Origin of the sequence: Cupriavidus sp. U2, assembly GCF_009663685.2 — a bacterium.
Lineage (GTDB): Bacteria > Pseudomonadota > Gammaproteobacteria > Burkholderiales > Burkholderiaceae > Cupriavidus > Cupriavidus necator_C.
In genome coordinates, this window is the sequence record NZ_RCOG02000028.1 from 123,765 (window position 1) to 140,285 (window position 16,521).

Consider the following 16,521-nt stretch of genomic DNA (forward strand, 5'->3'; position numbering starts at 1 on the left):
CTATGACACATTGTCTTTAAACGTGGCATCGACGAAGGCCCGCAACTGTGTCAGATCGGTCCTGGCATAGGCCGCTGTGGTCTGTACGGAGGCGTGGCCAAGCAGCGCCTGGGCGACTGGCAACGGTACCTGGTGATCGACCACCAGCGTGCGGGCATACGCATGGCGTAGCCAGTGCGGCGACGCGGCGCGCAGCAGCAACGCCTGTGCCGGCTCGCGCGCCTCCAGGCCCTCGGCCACCGCCGCAAAGATCGCCTTGATCTCCCGATAGAGGCCGGCCTGCTGCAACGCTTCCCCCTTGCTGCCGTGGATCACGGGCAGCGTCTCATGCGCCGGCGGCTCGGGCGGCAGACCGCGGGCGTGCCGGTAGGCCCGCAGCACCACCACGCACGACGTCGGCAACGGAATGGCCCGCACCTTGCGTCCCTTGCCGCAGACATAGAGGGTCCACCGCCCGGGCGCCTCGGCCTCCAGCCGCGGCAGCGCAGTCTCATCCGACCACGCCAGTTCCGCCAGACGCACGCCGGCATAGCGATACAGCGCCCAGATCGCCCGCCGCCGCAGCATCGGCAACGCATCGTCGGCACGGTTCGCCTCAAGCCAGGCATCGCAAGCGTCCAGCAGCGCGGGCGGGATCAGCCGCGTCGGTGCGAAACCGGTCCGCGCGCGGCTGCCGGAGGACAGGCCCGCGGCCGGGTTGGCATGCAGGTAGCCGGTCGCGTACCAGTAGCCGTAGAGACTGGCCACCACGGCGAGTGCGCGCGTGCAGGTCGCTTCTGACAACGGTGGCGAGGCGGCCTCTGTGCCGGGTTCGCCGTGCTGCAACGTGTGCCGGTAGGCGAGCAGTTGCCGGCGCGTCAGGTCCGACAACGGCCCAAGCCCGTGCGTGCCACACCAGCGCATCAGGCGACGTAGCTCGGCGCCATAAGCGCGCAGCGTATGGCGCGATCGGCCGGTCCGGTCGCGCAGAAAGAGCGCCAGTGCCTGCGCGTCGTCGACGGCACCCAGCGTGTTGGCGGCGGTCTGCGGCTGTGCGAAGCGCCCGGCGCGCGCGAGCCAAGGGTAGTCAGCCTGACCGTGCGGGCCCATCCACGGGAGAACTTCCACCCCAGCTTCCGCCAGGCCGGCGGGCGCCGTTTCTGTGTTCCCGGGCGCGCCAGCGAGCCGGAAGCGGCGGCGGTGCACGTGCAGCAGCCGGGCGAGGACCGTATCCGGGCTGGGCGCCTGGTCCGCCGGGGCGGTGCGCAGGCGTCCGCGCTCCCAGTACTCGACGGCCCCGTCGTGAGCCAGCAGCAGGGTAAGCACCGCCGGCTGCGCGGCCTTGGCCTCGGCCAGCGATCCGTAGCGGCGCTTGAGGCGTGTCAGGGTCCAGTGCGCGTAGACCGGATGGCCAAGCGCCTCGGCGAGGTAAGCGAGCGCCGCGTCGACCGTTGCCGGCAGGGGGCGCGGCGGCACCGCACCGGTATCGATCCAGTCGGCCGGATTCATGACTTGTCGCGGCGCTTGGTGCCGGGATTGGTGCCGGGCTTGTGGTCGGGCTTACCGGCCGGCTTGCCGGTCGACCGCGGCGCGCGCGCGACCTTGGCGGCGGACGGTGCGGCGGCCAGGGTCGCGCGTAGCAGGTCGTCGAGCTGGGCGCGCTGGCTGGCGGTGACGGCCTTGAGAGCGCTGGCCTCGCCGACGGCGGTCTGGCGCGCGGCGCGCTCGCTGGCCAGCTCGGTGTCGAGTCGGGCGCGTTCCTCCTCGAGCGCGGCGATGCGTCGCTCGGCGAATTTGAGTTGCGAGGCCAGTTGCGCGCGCTCGGCGCGCACCGCGTCGCGCTGATGGGCGGTTTCCTGCAGGAGCTGCTTCGACAACGCCTCGTAGCGCGTCTGGACGGTCGCGACCGCCTCGGCGTGGGCACGCTCGTCCGTCATGACGCGTTCCTGCAGGGTCGCCAGCGTCTTCTCGAATTCGCTACGGCGTGCGGCCTGCTCGTCGGCCCGCGCATTGGCCGCAGCTTGGTCGGCACAGGCTTCGGCCAATGCGGTGTCGCGCGCGGCAAGCTGCCCGCGGACCTCACTGAGTTCCTGGCGTAGCAGTTCGACCCGCATGTCGGCCTCCGCGCGCGCCGTTTGCGCGGCCTCGGCGGTCTGCTGCGCCTCACGCCGAAGGCGCACCACGTCGTCCAACTGCACCGCGACGGCGGCCTGCCACAGCGCGCGCATGGCTTCAGCAATCTCGAGAGGGATCTCGGGCAGCGCCAGGTCGGCCAGGCCCGCGCGCACGACTTCGGCCTCGATCGCGTTGAGCGTGCGCGACAGCGTCGCCGGGTCACCGCCGCCAAGGCGGTCGCGCAGCTTACGCACCGACACCACCCGGCGAAAGCGTGCGGCCGTGGGCGGCGCCGCGTCGCCGGCCTCGGTCAGCATGGCCAGCACGGTGGCGCGGATCTGGTCGGGCGTGGCGGCAAGGCGGGGCATGGTGGCGGCTGGACGTAAATGTGACCTTATCTTACGCACGATCCTAACGTTAGGATAGGCATTTTTACGCGATACAAAAAAGGAAAGACAGATAAATCCAATTATCTTGCCAAAATAGGGCATCCCAAGGGCTCGCCGGCGCACTGCCCGGCCCAGGGCCAATCAATGGTTCAAAACGGGGAGCAAAGGACCAGTCAGCAAGTGACTGATTTGACTGGGGTATCAGGCGAGCGCGGCCCGGAAACCCGCACGGATGCTAGGGGTGGCTACCCCGGTAAATTGCACGGGAATCAAGGGGACCCCTATTGGCGACGCACAGAGCCACGTGCCTGCTGCGCCGATGGGCGGTGGCTCCCAATTGGATCCAGCGTCGATTCATCCGTCTCTTTGGCGGGGTAGTCAGCTTGCCCGACCGGTAGGACGAGTTGTTACCAGTGGCGTTCAGGTGTTGGACGCGGAGCTTCCTGGAGGAGGCTGGGCGGAAGGCGCTGTTGCCGAACTGATTGTTAAACACCCAGGCATTGGCGAACTATCAATACTCCGCGGGGCGCTAGCCGAAGCGGCACAGCGCAAACGCTCGATATGGCTGGTGGGATGTCCGTTTTCTCCGAATGGACCGGAGCTTGCGCGGCTAGGCTTGGCCAAACATGTTCATTGGGTGAAAACGGAGTCGCCGGCCGACGCACAATGGGCCTGCGAAACTATCTTGCGCTCGAATGCGCTTGGCGCCCTTGTTGCATGGTTGCCCCGCGCTCGGCCAGAAGGCATCCGGCGCTTGCAGGGCTTAGCTGCTGCAACGGACGCATTGGTCTTCGCCGTTCGGTCTGCATCGGCTGCCAACGACGCATCAGCAGCGCCGCTGCGCATTGCGCTCGAGCCAGCGCCAGGAGGTTACGTTCGCGCGCAGATATTGAAGCGCCGCGGCCCGGCGGCGTCTAACGTTTTGCTGTTGCCACTTCAGACGCTACCGCATCTGTCTGGCGTCAGTGCCGGCAATCGCAGGCAAGTCCAGTCCATCCCCGGAGCAAGTCAAGAGAAGTATCGCAGTCGTATGAACGTCGGGATTGGTATCCCTGAAGCGGCTAATTTGGACATCTGACGGCGTAAACGCCATGCCGATAAGGCGCAGTTATCGGCATGGGTCGCGGTGACAGAAAAGCCGCCTTCGTGGCGGCTTTCCCGTTACAACGTCGGCGGACGTTTTGCTACCCGAACACCTTGCGGGCAAACTCGCCGGCCGCCGCTTCGGCGCTCGCGCGCTCGTCGATTCGCAGCAATCGCACGTCCTTGCCTTCTGTCAGGAGGGCCTTCACCGTCCAATGCTGGTCCCCGCGCTCCTGGGCAACGTACACACCTACAATGCGCGATACCGGATACCACTCCGTCGCCCACTGCGACGTCACGCGCAACATCCCGTCGGCTACCACGTAAGTCCGTTCCTCGTTCATTCGCTCTCTCCGAGTTCGTTTGTGCCGGCTACCGGCCGGTGCGGGGCGCGCTCTGCGCCTGGTCGAGCCCCAAGGGGCGTTTTCGTCCGGCTGCCGGCCGGTACGGGGCGCATGCGCCAGTTTGTACTTTGAAGCTATCGGCAGCGCTCGGGCGGCGCTGTACCCCTCTATTTCGGGGGCGACTTCTATCAGGCGTCTTGGTACGTGTCGTAGCCGCAAGCATCGCATTCATAGTCGGCCACAGTGTCCGGTGGCCGTTAGGGACACCAGGAGATTCGGGCGCCCTTGACTTGCAGCGATCGGCCGTATGCTGGAAAAGCAATTTTCGCTACACCGCAACGATGCCCGCAATCCAGTTCGATCTCTTTCCGCGCAACATCGCCGTGCAGTACGACCCGTCAGCGCCGCCGTTGCTGGTCCTTGCCTGTTCTGGAAGAAAAGCCGCGGTCCGCGCCCCTGCCCTGCAGCTCTACCAAGGCGTGATGTACCAGACCTATCGCGCTCACGTTCAATGCGGCGCTGCGCCGGCCGTCGTGATCTTGTCCGCCAAGCATGGGTTCGTCGCCCCCGACGAGGCGCTGGACCCTTATGACCAGCTGATGACATCTGCACGGGCTGACGAGATTCTGGGGCGGCTGCATCAGTGCGTGGACCATGTGGCTTGGCCTAGCCGAGCCAGTATGGTGTTTCTGGCGGGCGGACAGCACTACCGGCGTGTGATGCGCGCCGCGATTGGCGTGGTTGGCACGCCCGGGCTTCCCATCGGCGAAGTCAGTGGAGGGATCGGCTATCAACGCTCCCAGCTTGCCGATTTTCTTGACAGCCAGGCCCCTACCCTTGCCGAACCAATTGGTGCCCTCCCAAATGGCACACCGATCTTCCGTCGACATGGTTGGATCGAGGTGGGCGCCACGACGCGCCTGGTCTACCGTGCCGCACCGCAGTTACCTGCGTGCAAGGCGCGGGTGATGTCTCTCTTCGCGGGGCCAACCGGACCCACAGCCGAAGTGGAGGTCGAGTGCGAGACGCGCGGCCGCCCGAAGCTGAGCACGCGATGGGTAAGCGTCGCGGATCTGCGGGAGGCGTTATGAGCGATGCTGACAATCAGCGTGCCCTGCTTCTAGAAGCCCGGCGTCTTGCTGAGGATGTGGACGGTACCGCCGACCAGCTGCTTGCCCTCGCACATGCGGGCTACCGGACTTGGACGCGAAACCGACGACTGCACTTTCCCGATCCCCGCCGTCACACACTGCTGCTCGAAATCCTTCGTTACTGCGCTGAATCGCACCTACTGGAGTGCCCACCGTTCCAGCAAAGCCGGCTAGAGGTGGTGGAGGATGCAATGGATGCCAGCTATCCGCGCTATGCTCGCCTGCGCCGTGCACGCTCAGGCGGGAGGGTACCCCCGCATCTACAAGCAGCAGGCGGCGCAAAGCGCCGATAGTTGTATGATGGAAGCGATATTCAGTATATAAATTTCTATGGATAAACTCTGGCTCTCCGACCCCGCCAGGGCCTACGCCGACTGGCAGATCCGCGAAGCGGCCGGCGCAGACCGGCGGCCTTTCTCACAGCAATCGATCGTCCAGCACCGCGCCATGTTCGATCGGTTCCACCGACACCTGGTCGGGCACGGTGCAACGCTGGCCAGCTTCGGTGCAGACCAGATCGACGCGTTCTGGCTCAGCCCAGAGGCGGCCACGTACACGCCGGCCACTCGCATGCGCTACCTGAAGCTGCTCGACCGGCTGTGCAGGCATCTGGTCGAGGCCGGCGTACGAAAAACAAATCCAGCTTCCGCGCTAGTCCTAGCGGGCCGCTGGCCGGTAGACGATCCCGAAATTCATTTCCTTCCCGAGGACGTCGACCAGCGCCTGCAGAACTTCGTAAGGCCGCATAGTGGGGACTTGCCCGAAATGTTGCAGAGGCGCGCGATCGTGGCGTTCTTTCTCGGCACCGGCGTCACGGCCAGCGAAGGGCGTGCCGCGCGCATTCCGGACCTGCACCCGAACGCAAGCCCGCCATATTTTCACGTACGAGCACGCCCGCCCAAAATCTCCCGCACCGTGCACCTAGAGCCCTTTGCCATCGCCCCTTTGACCGCTTGGCATGCTGTACGACAGGACTTGCCCGTAGACGGCGACCTGCTGTTCACGCTCAAGCGCACTGGCACACCCATCACGGACATGAGCCTTGGCAAGATTGTGCGCGAGGCCCTCGACGCCATCGGCCAGGACGTCGAAAACATGAGCCCGAGGACCTTGCGGAATACGTTCTGCCGGCGCCTGCTGATCCGTGGCGTTGCGCCTGACGCAGTCACAGAGCGGCTTGGCCTGGCCAGCAATCGGACAGTTGTGCGCCTTGCGGCCACTATCGACGAGAATTAACCCCTCTTTCGCTTAGCCCAGGCCGCACAGTGAATCAAGACAGTCCTCAGTCGCCCCGCGCGCTCGCAGCCCTTGCCCGTCTACATGACGCCGCCAGGCTACAAGGCCTTGTCTGCCACGCGACGGCATGGCACGGCGTTAGNCGCCATCGGCCAGGACGTCGAAAACATGAGCCCGAGGACCTTGCGGAATACGTTCTGCCGGCGCCTGCTGATCCGTGGCGTTGCGCCTGACGCAGTCACAGAGCGGCTTGGCCTGGCCAGCAATCGGACAGTTGTGCGCCTTGCGGCCACTATCGACGAGAATTAACCCCTCTTTCGCTTAGCCCAGGCCGCACAGTGAATCAAGACAGTCCTCAGTCGCCCCGCGCGCTCGCAGCCCTTGCCCGTCTACATGACGCCGCCAGGCTACAAGGCCTTGTCTGCCACGCGACGGCATGGCACGGCGTTAGCGCCACGATTCTGCTTGAATGCGCTAAAGGGCATCACTTTGAGCGCAGGGCCTACGGTGTCCTATACAAGGCGCCCGGTTGTCCCGAATGCAGCCGAGCCAGCATCGCAGCGAAGTTCGACAAGATCGTGGCGGATCGCGGCGGCCAGTGTTTGAACGACGGTGGATTTCTCGGTGGCGCGGCGATCCATAGAATCCGCTGCCAGCGTGGGCATGAATGGCATCCAGAAGGGCGAAGCGTGCTGGCGGGCTACTGGTGTCCCCGTTGCGCCGGCAAGCCAACGAAGCCTACGCCACACCGGCAAGCCTCAAAGTACGGCTTGGACGACTTGCACGCCAAGGCGGCCGAGCGCGGGGGAAAGTGTCTCGCGGCCGCCTGGAAGACCGGCCGCGACCATTACCCATTCGAATGCGCGGCTGGCCACCGTTGGGAAGCGATGGGCTACAAAGTTCTCAAGCAAGGGAACTGGTGCCGGGTGTGCACCGANGCGGCGATCCATAGAATCCGCTGCCAGCGTGGGCATGAATGGCATCCAGAAGGGCGAAGCGTGCTGGCGGGCTACTGGTGTCCCCGTTGCGCCGGCAAGCCAACGAAGCCTACGCCACACCGGCAAGCCTCAAAGTACGGCTTGGACGACTTGCACGCCAAGGCGGCCGAGCGCGGGGGAAAGTGTCTCGCGGCCGCCTGGAAGACCGGCCGCGACCATTACCCATTCGAATGCGCGGCTGGCCACCGTTGGGAAGCGATGGGCTACAAAGTTCTCAAGCAAGGGAACTGGTGCCGGGTGTGCACCGACGCCCGACTAGGCGCACAACGGACCGATGCAGACGGCCTGGCGCGCATTCACGAAGCAGCCAAAGCACACGCAGGCCAATGTCTGAGTACCGCTTACCATGGAACCAACGCCTCATACCGTTTCCGATGCGCGGTTGGGCACGAATGGGATGCGCTCGGTAACAACATCCTCCAGGGTGGCTGGTGCCGCCTTTGCCGCAACGAGGGACAAAAGCTGGGCATCGAGGCGATGCGTGCATTGGCACGGGAACGCGGCGGCATTTGCCTATCGGACGTCTATCTTCATGGGAAATCCAAACTCAGGTGGGAATGCCATCGTGGCCACGTTTGGGCCGCGACGCCCTCCGGCGTGAAGGCGGGCCACTGGTGCCCGTCCTGCGCGATCCTGAACACGATCGCGGCAAAGGGCCAACGCAAGCGAAAGCGCTATGAGGCTGTGGGAAAAGCGCCAGACTAGCGATTTCCCCGTTGCAAAATGCGTGTCTTCTTCGCTAAGCTCTGCCGATCCGGCACTGTGCCGGCATTCTCGAAACAGGAGCTCCATGGCAACGAAGAAGACGGCCGCCCCGAAGACTGCGGCGAAGAAACCGGCAGCGCCGGCGAAGAAGGCTGCGCCCGCAGCGAAGAAGGCGGCTGCCGCACCCGTGGCAAAGCCGCTGAAGGACACCTTCAACAAGTCGAGCCTGCTCGCGCACCTGGTGGCGCAGACCGAACTGGACAAGAAGACGGTGCAGACCGTACTCGCCCACCTCGAAAGCACGATTGCCAGTGCCATCCACAAGAAAGGGGCAGGCGAATTCACGTTCCCGGGCCTGTTCAAGGTGTCGGCCATCCAGGTGCCGGCAACCAAGAAGCGCTTTGGACGCAACCCCTTCACTGGCCAGGACCAATGGTTCGCCGCAAAGCCGGCGTCGGTCAAGGTGAAGGTGCGCCCACTGAAGAAGCTGAAGGACGCTGCCCTGTAGAACTCCACGCTGCCATTCAGCAGTGAGGCCTGGCAATGCCAGGCCTTTTCGTATCACAAAGCCGCCGCTTGGTGCGCTAAGAGAATCAAGCCCCATGCTGCTATTTTCGATGGCTATCGGTGCGCAACTTCTCACGTAGCAATACCTTCCCAACCACGGGCAGGTCAGCTGCAAGCTCGTTACATTTCCGATGCGCCAGGGCCAGATTGGAGAGCCGATCAGTCCCCCCATCTGCTTTCGACAGAAGGTGCTCGACCGATGTGTCGCTATCCTCCATCGGCAAGCCGCAATAGAAACAATCTGAGCCATCCCGCTCTTGCAAGCGGGTAACCTTCAGATCCTTCTTCCGTCTCTTCTTTCTTGCGTTTCGACTAACCCCTGAGCGAATTGTTGGGGCCACGCCATTCCCCGTCACCCGGGTCAACTGGATGGTGAATCGGTCCTCGCGGACCATGACAGCGTCGCCTTTCTTGACCAATGCCTCCGCACGCTCTCGTGTGCAGCTATCGAGCGATCGTCCATGCTCGTCAAGTACCAACACTTCCGTGCCCGCCACCGCGCTGTTCCGATTCAATCTTTGGGCGGGCAGTTCAGCCCCCTGCGCTTCAGATACGGTGCGTAGCATTGCAGTATATCTACGCCGAGAGGCGTCACTGCCCATTGCTCCCCAGTCATGGGGTCTGCATGTATCCTGGTTATGAGTTTGCGGCTGCTCAACTGGCGCCACGGTTTTTTGTTGTCAAATGGCTCAGTGCGCCTGTTGTACACCATTGCCCAGAGCAACCGCTGGGAATCTGGGTGTAGCCCGCCAATCTTGTAATTAGTCACGAAAGCTATTCCGTTGGTTATTTGAGTAGCCGTGCCGGCTGTCAGAACCGATCGCTTCTAGGGCTGCCCTGCGCCGACTCTGGCATGTCAGCGGTGCTATCGATACTGCTCCAATTATCGCCACGGTAGAGAGAATCTTTCGCCGGAAACACGCATGATTTTCCCGAGCTTTCAGGGTGTCTGCTCCGTATCGACAGCTTGCCGAAACAAAAAAACCCCGAGCGTCGACGACGCCGGGGCTTCTTGAAGGGGCTTAGCACAGCAAAAGCTGCGCCGGTTCACTACTGAGGCCTCCCCAAACGGCTCGCGCCGCGGCGGGAAGATCCTCCAAAGGAACAGACCGTGCCAACACGTCCTTGAGGTCGTAGCTCAGCGTCAGCCCCAGGCGGTCCTTGAACGCGGTTCGCCGGGCGATATCATCGTGCTCCAGCTTCTGCGCGTGAGAAAGCGTCAAGCAGCCGTAATGCGCGTACCAGCGATACCCTGCCGTTACCGAGCCCGGCCCGCCGTCTGCGTCGTGCATATCGAGAAGCCGATCGACCTCGAACTCCGCAATGAGCTGAGCGGCTTCAGCGTCCACGTCAAACTGCTGCGCCGTCTGCAAGTCCAACACTGCCCGCCCGTCTGCTGCGAAAGCAATGCTGGGTTGGCATGCACTCCCCTCCGTCAGTGCTTCGCGCATGGGATCGCGTAAGCCGGTCCAATCGGCGTCGGGTGCGGAGTCGTCCCACTCGTTGCCAACGTGGAGAAATCGAGCGATCGGCATAGCGGACTGTTGAACGTCGGGAACGTCCGGGACGTCGTAACGGATTCCGCGGACCTGAATATCGCGGAGGTCTGCCCAGGCCGCGAAAGGCTTCGCAACACCGTTGAGCGACTGCATTGCGTCGACCGCGATCATCATGTCTAGCGGAAGCAGCTGGAACTTCGGTCGCTCCCCGACACTAGCCGCCCGCCGCTGCCCGTCGTAATCCAACTGCAGCATGCAACGAGTTAGCGCGCGCAGCATTGAGGGATGGTAAGTGTCGGGCATCACCCTGATTTACCCACCTCGAATGGTGCGCCCGATCCAATGACGCCGCGACCAGTCGTAGCGAGTCGCCCGAATGAAGCGATTGAGCTTCTGCAGGCCTCCGGCATAGGCGTATCGGTCGTCGTAGGCCACCATATTCGCGAGGCTCTTGTCCTCCGCCATCTGGCAAACGTGACAGCCGAGGCGCGCACCGCATTTCCCTTGCCGCCGGCCACCACCATCGTCCAGTATCGCGTCAGCCACGACAGCACACGAAGTCCCGACAGAATGGGCGTAGATGCGCCGCATCTCTTCGAAATCAGAGTACCCGGGGCGAGCACCACCAGCATAAAGGGAGACGGCCTCCCAGATATCGTCATCGCTCCAATGCGCCACCGGACTGATGACCAGGTCACCATCCTTGTTGCGCGAGGCTGCATTGTCAGAATCCCCGCGCAGGCGCATGCCAGCAGCACGCCGCGTGCTTTCATCGTATCGACTGCCAAGGCATGTCACAGGCTCCGCGAGGCCCTGTTGGCGAAACTGACGAAACAGCTTTCGCCGAAAGCTCCGCTGCGGCCCGATTTTGAGGTCGGTCGAGCAGTCGCCTTGCGCGCCAGGAAAACTCGGCAACGCACGGCCGGATAGCACCTTAACTTGAAATGTCGAAGCCAGCGACGGCGTAACGATGTGTGCCGAAACCGCGATACCATGCGCCTTTCCAAATGCACGCATACGTATCAGTTCCGAACGATAGTGCCGGGCGACTTCAGGAGACTCCACGAGAGTGTCCCCCGTCGTCACGACAACTGTCGGTTTGCCGCCGGCGCTGTGATGCAGCAACGCAGCATGCAGCACCAGGGCTGCGACGACACTGCTGTCCTTTCCGCCGCTGTACGCAACAACGACCGGGTGGCCAGCGGTGAAAAGCGCGAGGATGACTGCAATGGCCTTGTCGGCCTTGCGTTCAATAGGTTCGAACGCGCCTTGCGGGAAGAGAGAAATGGTTTCCATGATGGTCCTTACGTGGACCAACGCCCCAACGGGCGCTGGACCCGTTGGGTTGGAAAAAGGAAATGCCCACCGTGCTTTTGGATCGGCGGGCAGTGGGATGCAGACGACGGACGATGGTCCGCCGGAACTTCAAGCCACCTTGCGGTGCGGCGGCAACAGGCCAAACTTGGCCAAGGCCTTGAGATTGGTTTCGATGTAGGTCACCATGCCGTCGATCTTTACCGCGAGGTAATGATCGAAGCACGCAGCTTCCTGGGAAACCTCCACTTTCTTCGCAGCCTTGAACACCTCCAGCAGCGCATCACGTTCCACGTTGTCACCCTGCCATCCGAAGATGCGGATAAACGTGTGGATCTTCCGGCGCCGCGGCAGCAATTTCTCGGCCTCGTCGGCCGTGACAAATATCTTCGACATAATTCAGAGCCTAAGAACAGGGCTACGCCTGTGTGGATAACGGTTGCAGGTTGCCCAAAGGCACCCCTTCGGAAGGGGGGATATGAACCTCATGACGCCGGATTGGACGGCAACGGTGAGAAGACATTCCCAGACATTTGAAACAAAAAGAAATGCCCGCTCCCTTTCGGGAAACGGGCATATGGTTAGTGGATGGCGCGAAGCGCTACTGCACCGCCAGCGCAACGACATCGATGACGCCGTCGGCATCGTCTACCAGGTCGGGCGTCTGGGAGATAAAAAACTCCCGCTGATACCCACCAACTCGCAGCACTTCGCGCTTCATCTTCATGAAGGCGCGCTTGCGCTCAGGGTCCAGCGGCCCATCCGCCTCGTCGGTGAACAGCGTCTGGAAAGGCTGCTGCGCGTCCTGCGCCCGATACAGGGCGATTCCGCGCGTCAGGCACTCATTGATCCATACTTTCTGTCCACCTGACATCACGCCGAATTCCTTCGTGGTGTCGTTGTCGGCGTCGATCACGTTGATGGAGAACCCCTCGCGCAGCTCGCCACTGGCCAGTGCCGTCTGCGTTTGAATCGCGATGGTGAATCGCGGTCCATAGCAGGCCAGCAGCAAGTCATTGACGATCTGCGTGATGGCCGGGCCCGCGTCATCGATGGACAACGCAATGACGCCATCGTTGCCTAGGCCTTTCGCTAGCAGCTTCCACTGTGCAATCTGATCGGACAGCGCCTGCGCCTTGGCCTCGAGCGCCGGCATGCCGGCAAGCTCACCATCCAGACGCTCACGCTCCGCCACCAACATGCTCTCCTGCCGGATCAATGCTTCGATCCGGCCGGCAAATGCCGCGACAGCCTCCCGGCTGGCAGCAATCTGGCGGTCCAACTGGGCCAGCATGCCGGTCACGTCCTCTGTGGCCAGCGATGCTAACTCCCGACGCACCGCTTCGAGCTGAGATTGCACGTCCGCGATATCGCGCTTGTGACGCTCAACGCGGGACGCATCCTCGTGGCTCAATGCTGTCAGATCGCGTTCGGCCTGCGCCAGCCCTCCCCGCGCAGCCTCCAGCAACGGCTTCCTTGCAGCCGTCGCCGTGAGGCGCTGCAACAGCTGCTGGTCACGCACGAGGTGCGCCTCCAAGGCGGAAAGTGCAGCACGCGCCGTGACTCGCTCCGAGAGCGTGCCTTGCATCGCTTGCATCTGCTCCTGCTTCTTCCGATAGCTCTCGCGCAGTGCTTTGACTGACACAACCTGATCACTGAGCTTGGCCTTGGCACTGCGAGCTTGCGCCAGCAGTGGGCAGGCAGCGTGCATGGGATCGTCCCGGCATGGCACCGTATCAATGACATCGGCTTGAAGCTTCAACGAATCGGCTAGCTTCGCGCCGGCGATGCCTTGCTGTTCCAGGCCCTTGAGCTCTGTACTGAGCGCAGCATGCTCGACATGAACGGCATCGAGCTTCTCCACGATCGCGCGCTGGCGGGCAACTTCATCCTGCCTCCGCCCAATGGCCAGTTGCACGATATCCCTCTCGCCCGCCGCCGCCTCAATGTCGGCCGCGTCTGCAAGTACCGCACGATGGATTGCCGCTTGCCGATCCAGATCGCGCCGGCGCGCCAAAGCACGTCCGGCAGCAGCCTGTTCATCGTTGGTCAGCGATGGGGCACGCTTGTCCAACTCTCCCTTGCGCTGGTTCAGTTCCCGCAACCGCGCTTCGGTACCGGCATTGGCGGCCTGTTTCGCCGCCAGCGTCGCGCGCTCTTGTAACAGCTTCGCGCCATTGGTCGTTTCCGCATCACGCGCATTGCGTTCGGCATCGAGGGCCTCGCCCACCTGCCAGATCTCGCGGGCCACCACAACCGCACGATCGTGCTTCCCCGTAAGGGTCAGCACGTCGCGCTGCAGGGTGTCCAGCGAGCGGGTAAGCAGCTTGGCGACCTCGCCGGCCTTCACCGACAAGTCACGCAAGTGATCGATCCCGAGCAACTCGGCGAGTAGCTTCTTGATTTCCCCTGGCTGATAGCTGGCCAGCGGTCGCCGGTTCTGGGCAGAGAACACACTGGTGAAGAAGGCCTCGGGAGACCCCAAGACGGCTTCCAGACACCGGTTGTAGGTATCCGCTTTGCCGTCCGACAGCGTGCCGTCGGCCATTTGGAACGGCTTCCAGACGCCATCGGCTTCCTTTTCAAACAGGTAGTACTCAGCCTTGCGGCTCTTCCCAGGGTTGCGAAATGCGAATGCGGAGCGGTATGTCCTGCCGCCGTGCTCCCATTCCAGATCCTTCTCCGCGCGCGGAGCGCAGAGATGATCCCAGTACGAGAATGCGTCGGCCGACATCTTGCTCGCGTGACTCGGCATGATGGGAAACGGATGCAGGTTGTCCATGATCGTCGTCTTCCCCGCCCCATTGGGGCCGACAAGGGCGATCAGGCCTCGGGGCAGCGTCGACAGGTCGACCGTGACGCTATCCCTATGCATGCCGTCGCGGATCCCGTGGAAGCCCGAAAGCGTCAGCTTCAGTGGGCGCATTCGGACACCTCCGAGCCGTTGAAGGAATGGAGATAGTCCGAAGGCACCTCCATTGCATCCTCATCCCAGGTCGGAATCTCAGAGAGAGATGGCATGTCCTGCTCCGGCTTACCGGCGATAGCCCGCTCGACAGAGCGTCGCGCATCCGAAAACTGTTTGGCTGCAAGCTTCATGACAGCGTCCCAGTCCTGCTCGCCCGTAAGAGCACGCAGCTCCAGCTCGCTCCACTGCGATGCCAAGCCATTGGAGAACGACCAGATCAAGTCCTGCAGTTCCTTGGAAGGCGCAACGGCAAAGAAGGTGTTACCACCCGCCTCGCCCAAGGCCATCACCAGCATGTGGTCGCGCTTGGCGATCACAGCGCCTCGGCCGGGGCCGAACGGCTCATACATCATGCACTGCGTAAAGCCATGTTGCTCGCAAAGGCGCTTGGCCATATCCGAACGGTTGATAAAGGTCTCTTCAACAAAGAGCCAGTCGGGACCGGCGTGGTAGAGAATCATGTGGCACTCCAGGGGTAAGACAGAGTGCGCCCCGGACGGGAAGCACCCGTCTGGGTAGATAGAAAAGAAATGGATACTGCTGGGTCGATGCGTCAGGGACGCGGGTAAAACCAGTTTTCGACAACCTCGAAGGCTGTCGGAACATGGCTTTCGCATGTTCTAGGGATTGGCGTATTGCTACGCGAAAAGATCGTCGGTCAGCCAATTCATCGGCGTAGCCGCGGTCGCGATGGGTGGTGCAGGTTCCGTTACCGAGACAGCAGGTGTTGCGTCGGGCGCGGAAACAGCTTCATCCAGTTCCAACTCCCCCAGTTTCGCAACGAAGGGCAGCGCAGCGGATTCCACAGCGAGCACCTCCTGCCCGGCCGCGACATGCATCTCAGCAAGGCCAGCGAGCACTTGATCGGCAATCGCCTGTGCATCGAGGTTTTCGAGCATCGACAGACTGTCCAGCAACGGATTCGCATCGGTTCCGGTCAGCTCGCACCATCGCCCCAGCTTCTCGGACAATGTTGCGGCCCGGCTGATGCCTTCGGCGCGGCTGCGAACCGCCGGCAGCACGCGCGCCTCGAGCTTGACCTCCGCACTGGCGCCAAAGAGCGCCTCGATGGCGTCGCGATCAACTAGCTGGCGATGCTCCTCGTTGACCGTCCAGCGCACCCGCACGAACTTGTGGGCAGCGTCGGCGGCCATCTCCGCGAGCTTTGCCATGTCAGGCGGCCCGTCGAAGTCGATGCATACGGTCTCGCTTGCCGGCGTCTTCACTTGGGTAGCTACGGCCAGCCCCGGTGAAACCTGCCACTGCAGATAACCTTTCGCGCCGATCTCGCCATAGTGGAACCGTCCGATTGAGCCCGGATAGGCAACCACCCTGCCCTCACGTTCCCACTGCTGGGCACGATGAATGTGGCCGAGCATGAACGCATCGCAGTCGGCGTCGAACAGTGCACCAATGGTGAACTCGTGGTCGAGTCCAGCCATCGGCACGCCGTGCTCCGTCTGGCAACCGTTGACGGTACCGTGCGAAACACCGATCGTACGAATGCCCTGTGACCGCCATTGACGATTCACAGCGCCCGCAGCTGCCAGATAGTTAGCCAGGTGGTCGCCAACCGCCGTCGCAGCGTTCGCCACGCCGGCAGCGGCCGCCAAGACGGCCTTGTTGACCGTCGGCACGCAGGTGAAGACGACTTCCGGCAAACCGTGCAGCGTCAGCAGGCGGTCCATTTCCGCATGGCTGAAAATCGCGCCATCGCTCGGAAAGAACGCCTCGCCAATGAGTGCGACCTGGTGAATCCGATCCGCGACGTACACGGGGCGACTTGCACCGATCAGTCGAAACAGATCCAGCGTGCCGGGCGGTTCGTGGCTAAAAGTGCCCTGCAACATTAGGACAGGCATGTGGGCAGACAACTGGTGGACCCGCCGTGCCAGCGCAGAGAGCGCCGGCGTGTGCGCATCAAGCCTGTGATCCGTCGAGTCACCCGATACGACGGCTACATGGCAGCGACTTGCGATCGCGTCCTCTACCGCAAAGCCAAAACAACGATCCGCCTCCGCCAAGTGGCCGGGTGAATAGTGCAAATCAGAGAAATGCGCTGCAAGCAGGCTTTCGCCTTCGTTGAGCATCATGGAACCTCCAAGGGAATGTGCCGGCATGCGGCAAGAAGGAAAAAGGGAAGCCCATAGGCTTCCCTCAACTGCCGGCACAA

At 62.9% G+C, this 16,521-nt stretch carries 16 protein-coding genes; 5 read left to right on the forward strand and 11 right to left on the reverse strand.

Annotated features, from left to right (window positions below):
- Both D9X30_RS23115 and D9X30_RS23120 read right to left on the reverse strand, forming a co-directional pair.
- A complete protein-coding gene (locus D9X30_RS23115) occupies positions 1 to 1,488 on the reverse strand; it encodes a tyrosine-type recombinase/integrase (protein ID WP_029050934.1) in 1,488 nt (495 codons plus the stop codon).
- Positions 1,485 to 2,462 (reverse strand): DNA-binding protein, encoded by a 978-nt coding sequence (locus D9X30_RS23120; protein WP_049815844.1) that lies wholly within the window; start codon positions 2,460 to 2,462, stop codon positions 1,485 to 1,487. The genes D9X30_RS23115 and D9X30_RS23120 overlap by 4 nt, the downstream gene beginning before the upstream one ends.
- Positions 2,463 to 2,802: 340 nt before the next feature.
- On the opposite strand from D9X30_RS23120, the gene imuA reads away from it, so the two are divergent.
- Positions 2,803 to 3,561 carry a translesion DNA synthesis-associated protein ImuA gene (gene imuA, locus D9X30_RS29900; protein ID WP_502799674.1) on the forward strand — a complete coding sequence of 253 codons (759 nt, stop codon included), beginning with the start codon at positions 2,803 to 2,805 and terminating at the stop codon, positions 3,559 to 3,561.
- A gap of 106 nt (positions 3,562 to 3,667) precedes the next feature.
- Here imuA and D9X30_RS23125 read toward each other — a convergent pair whose 3' ends face one another.
- A complete protein-coding gene (locus tag D9X30_RS23125) occupies positions 3,668 to 3,910 on the reverse strand; it encodes a hypothetical protein (protein WP_153950366.1) in 243 nt (80 codons plus the stop codon).
- Positions 3,911 to 4,251: 341 nt separating this feature from the next.
- Here D9X30_RS23125 and D9X30_RS23130 point away from each other — a divergent pair, with 341 nt between their 5' ends.
- Together D9X30_RS23130 and D9X30_RS23135 are read left to right on the forward strand one after the other, a co-directional pair.
- Positions 4,252 to 5,001, forward strand: coding sequence for a DUF6884 domain-containing protein (locus D9X30_RS23130; RefSeq protein WP_153950365.1), 750 nt, complete (start codon positions 4,252 to 4,254; stop codon positions 4,999 to 5,001).
- A 390-nt stretch (positions 5,002 to 5,391) separates the two neighbouring features.
- Positions 5,392 to 6,297, forward strand: coding sequence for a tyrosine-type recombinase/integrase (locus tag D9X30_RS23135; protein WP_228771148.1), 906 nt, complete (start codon positions 5,392 to 5,394; stop codon positions 6,295 to 6,297).
- Positions 6,298 to 6,809: 512 nt separating this feature from the next.
- On the opposite strand, the gene D9X30_RS23145 is transcribed toward D9X30_RS23135, so the two are convergent.
- On the reverse strand, positions 6,810 to 6,962 hold the full coding sequence (locus D9X30_RS23145) for a hypothetical protein (protein ID WP_153950443.1): 153 nt from the start codon (positions 6,960 to 6,962) through the stop codon (positions 6,810 to 6,812).
- 414 nt (positions 6,963 to 7,376) lie between these two features.
- On the opposite strand from D9X30_RS23145, the gene D9X30_RS23150 reads away from it, so the two are divergent.
- Both D9X30_RS23150 and D9X30_RS23155 read left to right on the forward strand, forming a co-directional pair.
- Positions 7,377 to 8,000, forward strand: a complete 624-nt coding sequence (locus tag D9X30_RS23150; protein WP_194946617.1) for a hypothetical protein — start codon at positions 7,377 to 7,379, stop codon at positions 7,998 to 8,000.
- Positions 8,001 to 8,085: 85 nt separating this feature from the next.
- Entirely contained in the window at positions 8,086 to 8,508 is a 423-nt protein-coding gene (locus tag D9X30_RS23155) for an HU family DNA-binding protein (protein ID WP_066732809.1), read from the forward strand.
- A 100-nt stretch (positions 8,509 to 8,608) separates the two neighbouring features.
- On the opposite strand, the gene D9X30_RS23160 is transcribed toward D9X30_RS23155, so the two are convergent.
- The 7 genes from D9X30_RS23160 to D9X30_RS23190 all read right to left on the reverse strand — a co-directional run bounded on the left by D9X30_RS23160 (position 8,609) and on the right by D9X30_RS23190 (position 16,438).
- Entirely contained in the window at positions 8,609 to 9,133 is a 525-nt protein-coding gene (locus tag D9X30_RS23160; protein WP_194946616.1) for an HNH endonuclease, read from the reverse strand.
- A gap of 456 nt (positions 9,134 to 9,589) precedes the next feature.
- Positions 9,590 to 10,321, reverse strand: a complete 732-nt coding sequence (locus D9X30_RS23165) for a hypothetical protein (protein WP_228771134.1) — start codon at positions 10,319 to 10,321, stop codon at positions 9,590 to 9,592.
- A 57-nt stretch (positions 10,322 to 10,378) separates the two neighbouring features.
- Positions 10,379 to 11,362 carry an adenine nucleotide alpha hydrolase family protein gene (locus D9X30_RS23170; protein ID WP_228771133.1) on the reverse strand — a complete coding sequence of 328 codons (984 nt, stop codon included), beginning with the start codon at positions 11,360 to 11,362 and terminating at the stop codon, positions 10,379 to 10,381.
- Between the two features lie 129 nt (positions 11,363 to 11,491).
- Positions 11,492 to 11,776, reverse strand: coding sequence for a hypothetical protein (locus D9X30_RS23175; RefSeq protein WP_153950212.1), 285 nt, complete (start codon positions 11,774 to 11,776; stop codon positions 11,492 to 11,494).
- A gap of 205 nt (positions 11,777 to 11,981) precedes the next feature.
- A complete protein-coding gene (locus D9X30_RS23180; RefSeq protein ID WP_153950211.1) occupies positions 11,982 to 14,306 on the reverse strand; it encodes a sbcc family protein in 2,325 nt (774 codons plus the stop codon).
- A complete protein-coding gene (locus tag D9X30_RS23185) occupies positions 14,294 to 14,809 on the reverse strand; it encodes a hypothetical protein (protein ID WP_153950210.1) in 516 nt (171 codons plus the stop codon). The genes D9X30_RS23180 and D9X30_RS23185 overlap by 13 nt, the downstream gene beginning before the upstream one ends.
- Before the next feature lie 177 nt (positions 14,810 to 14,986).
- Positions 14,987 to 16,438: a metallophosphoesterase family protein gene (locus tag D9X30_RS23190; protein ID WP_194946618.1), complete on the reverse strand. Its 1,452-nt coding sequence runs from the start codon at positions 16,436 to 16,438 to the stop codon at positions 14,987 to 14,989.
- Positions 16,439 to 16,521 lie beyond the last annotated feature (83 nt).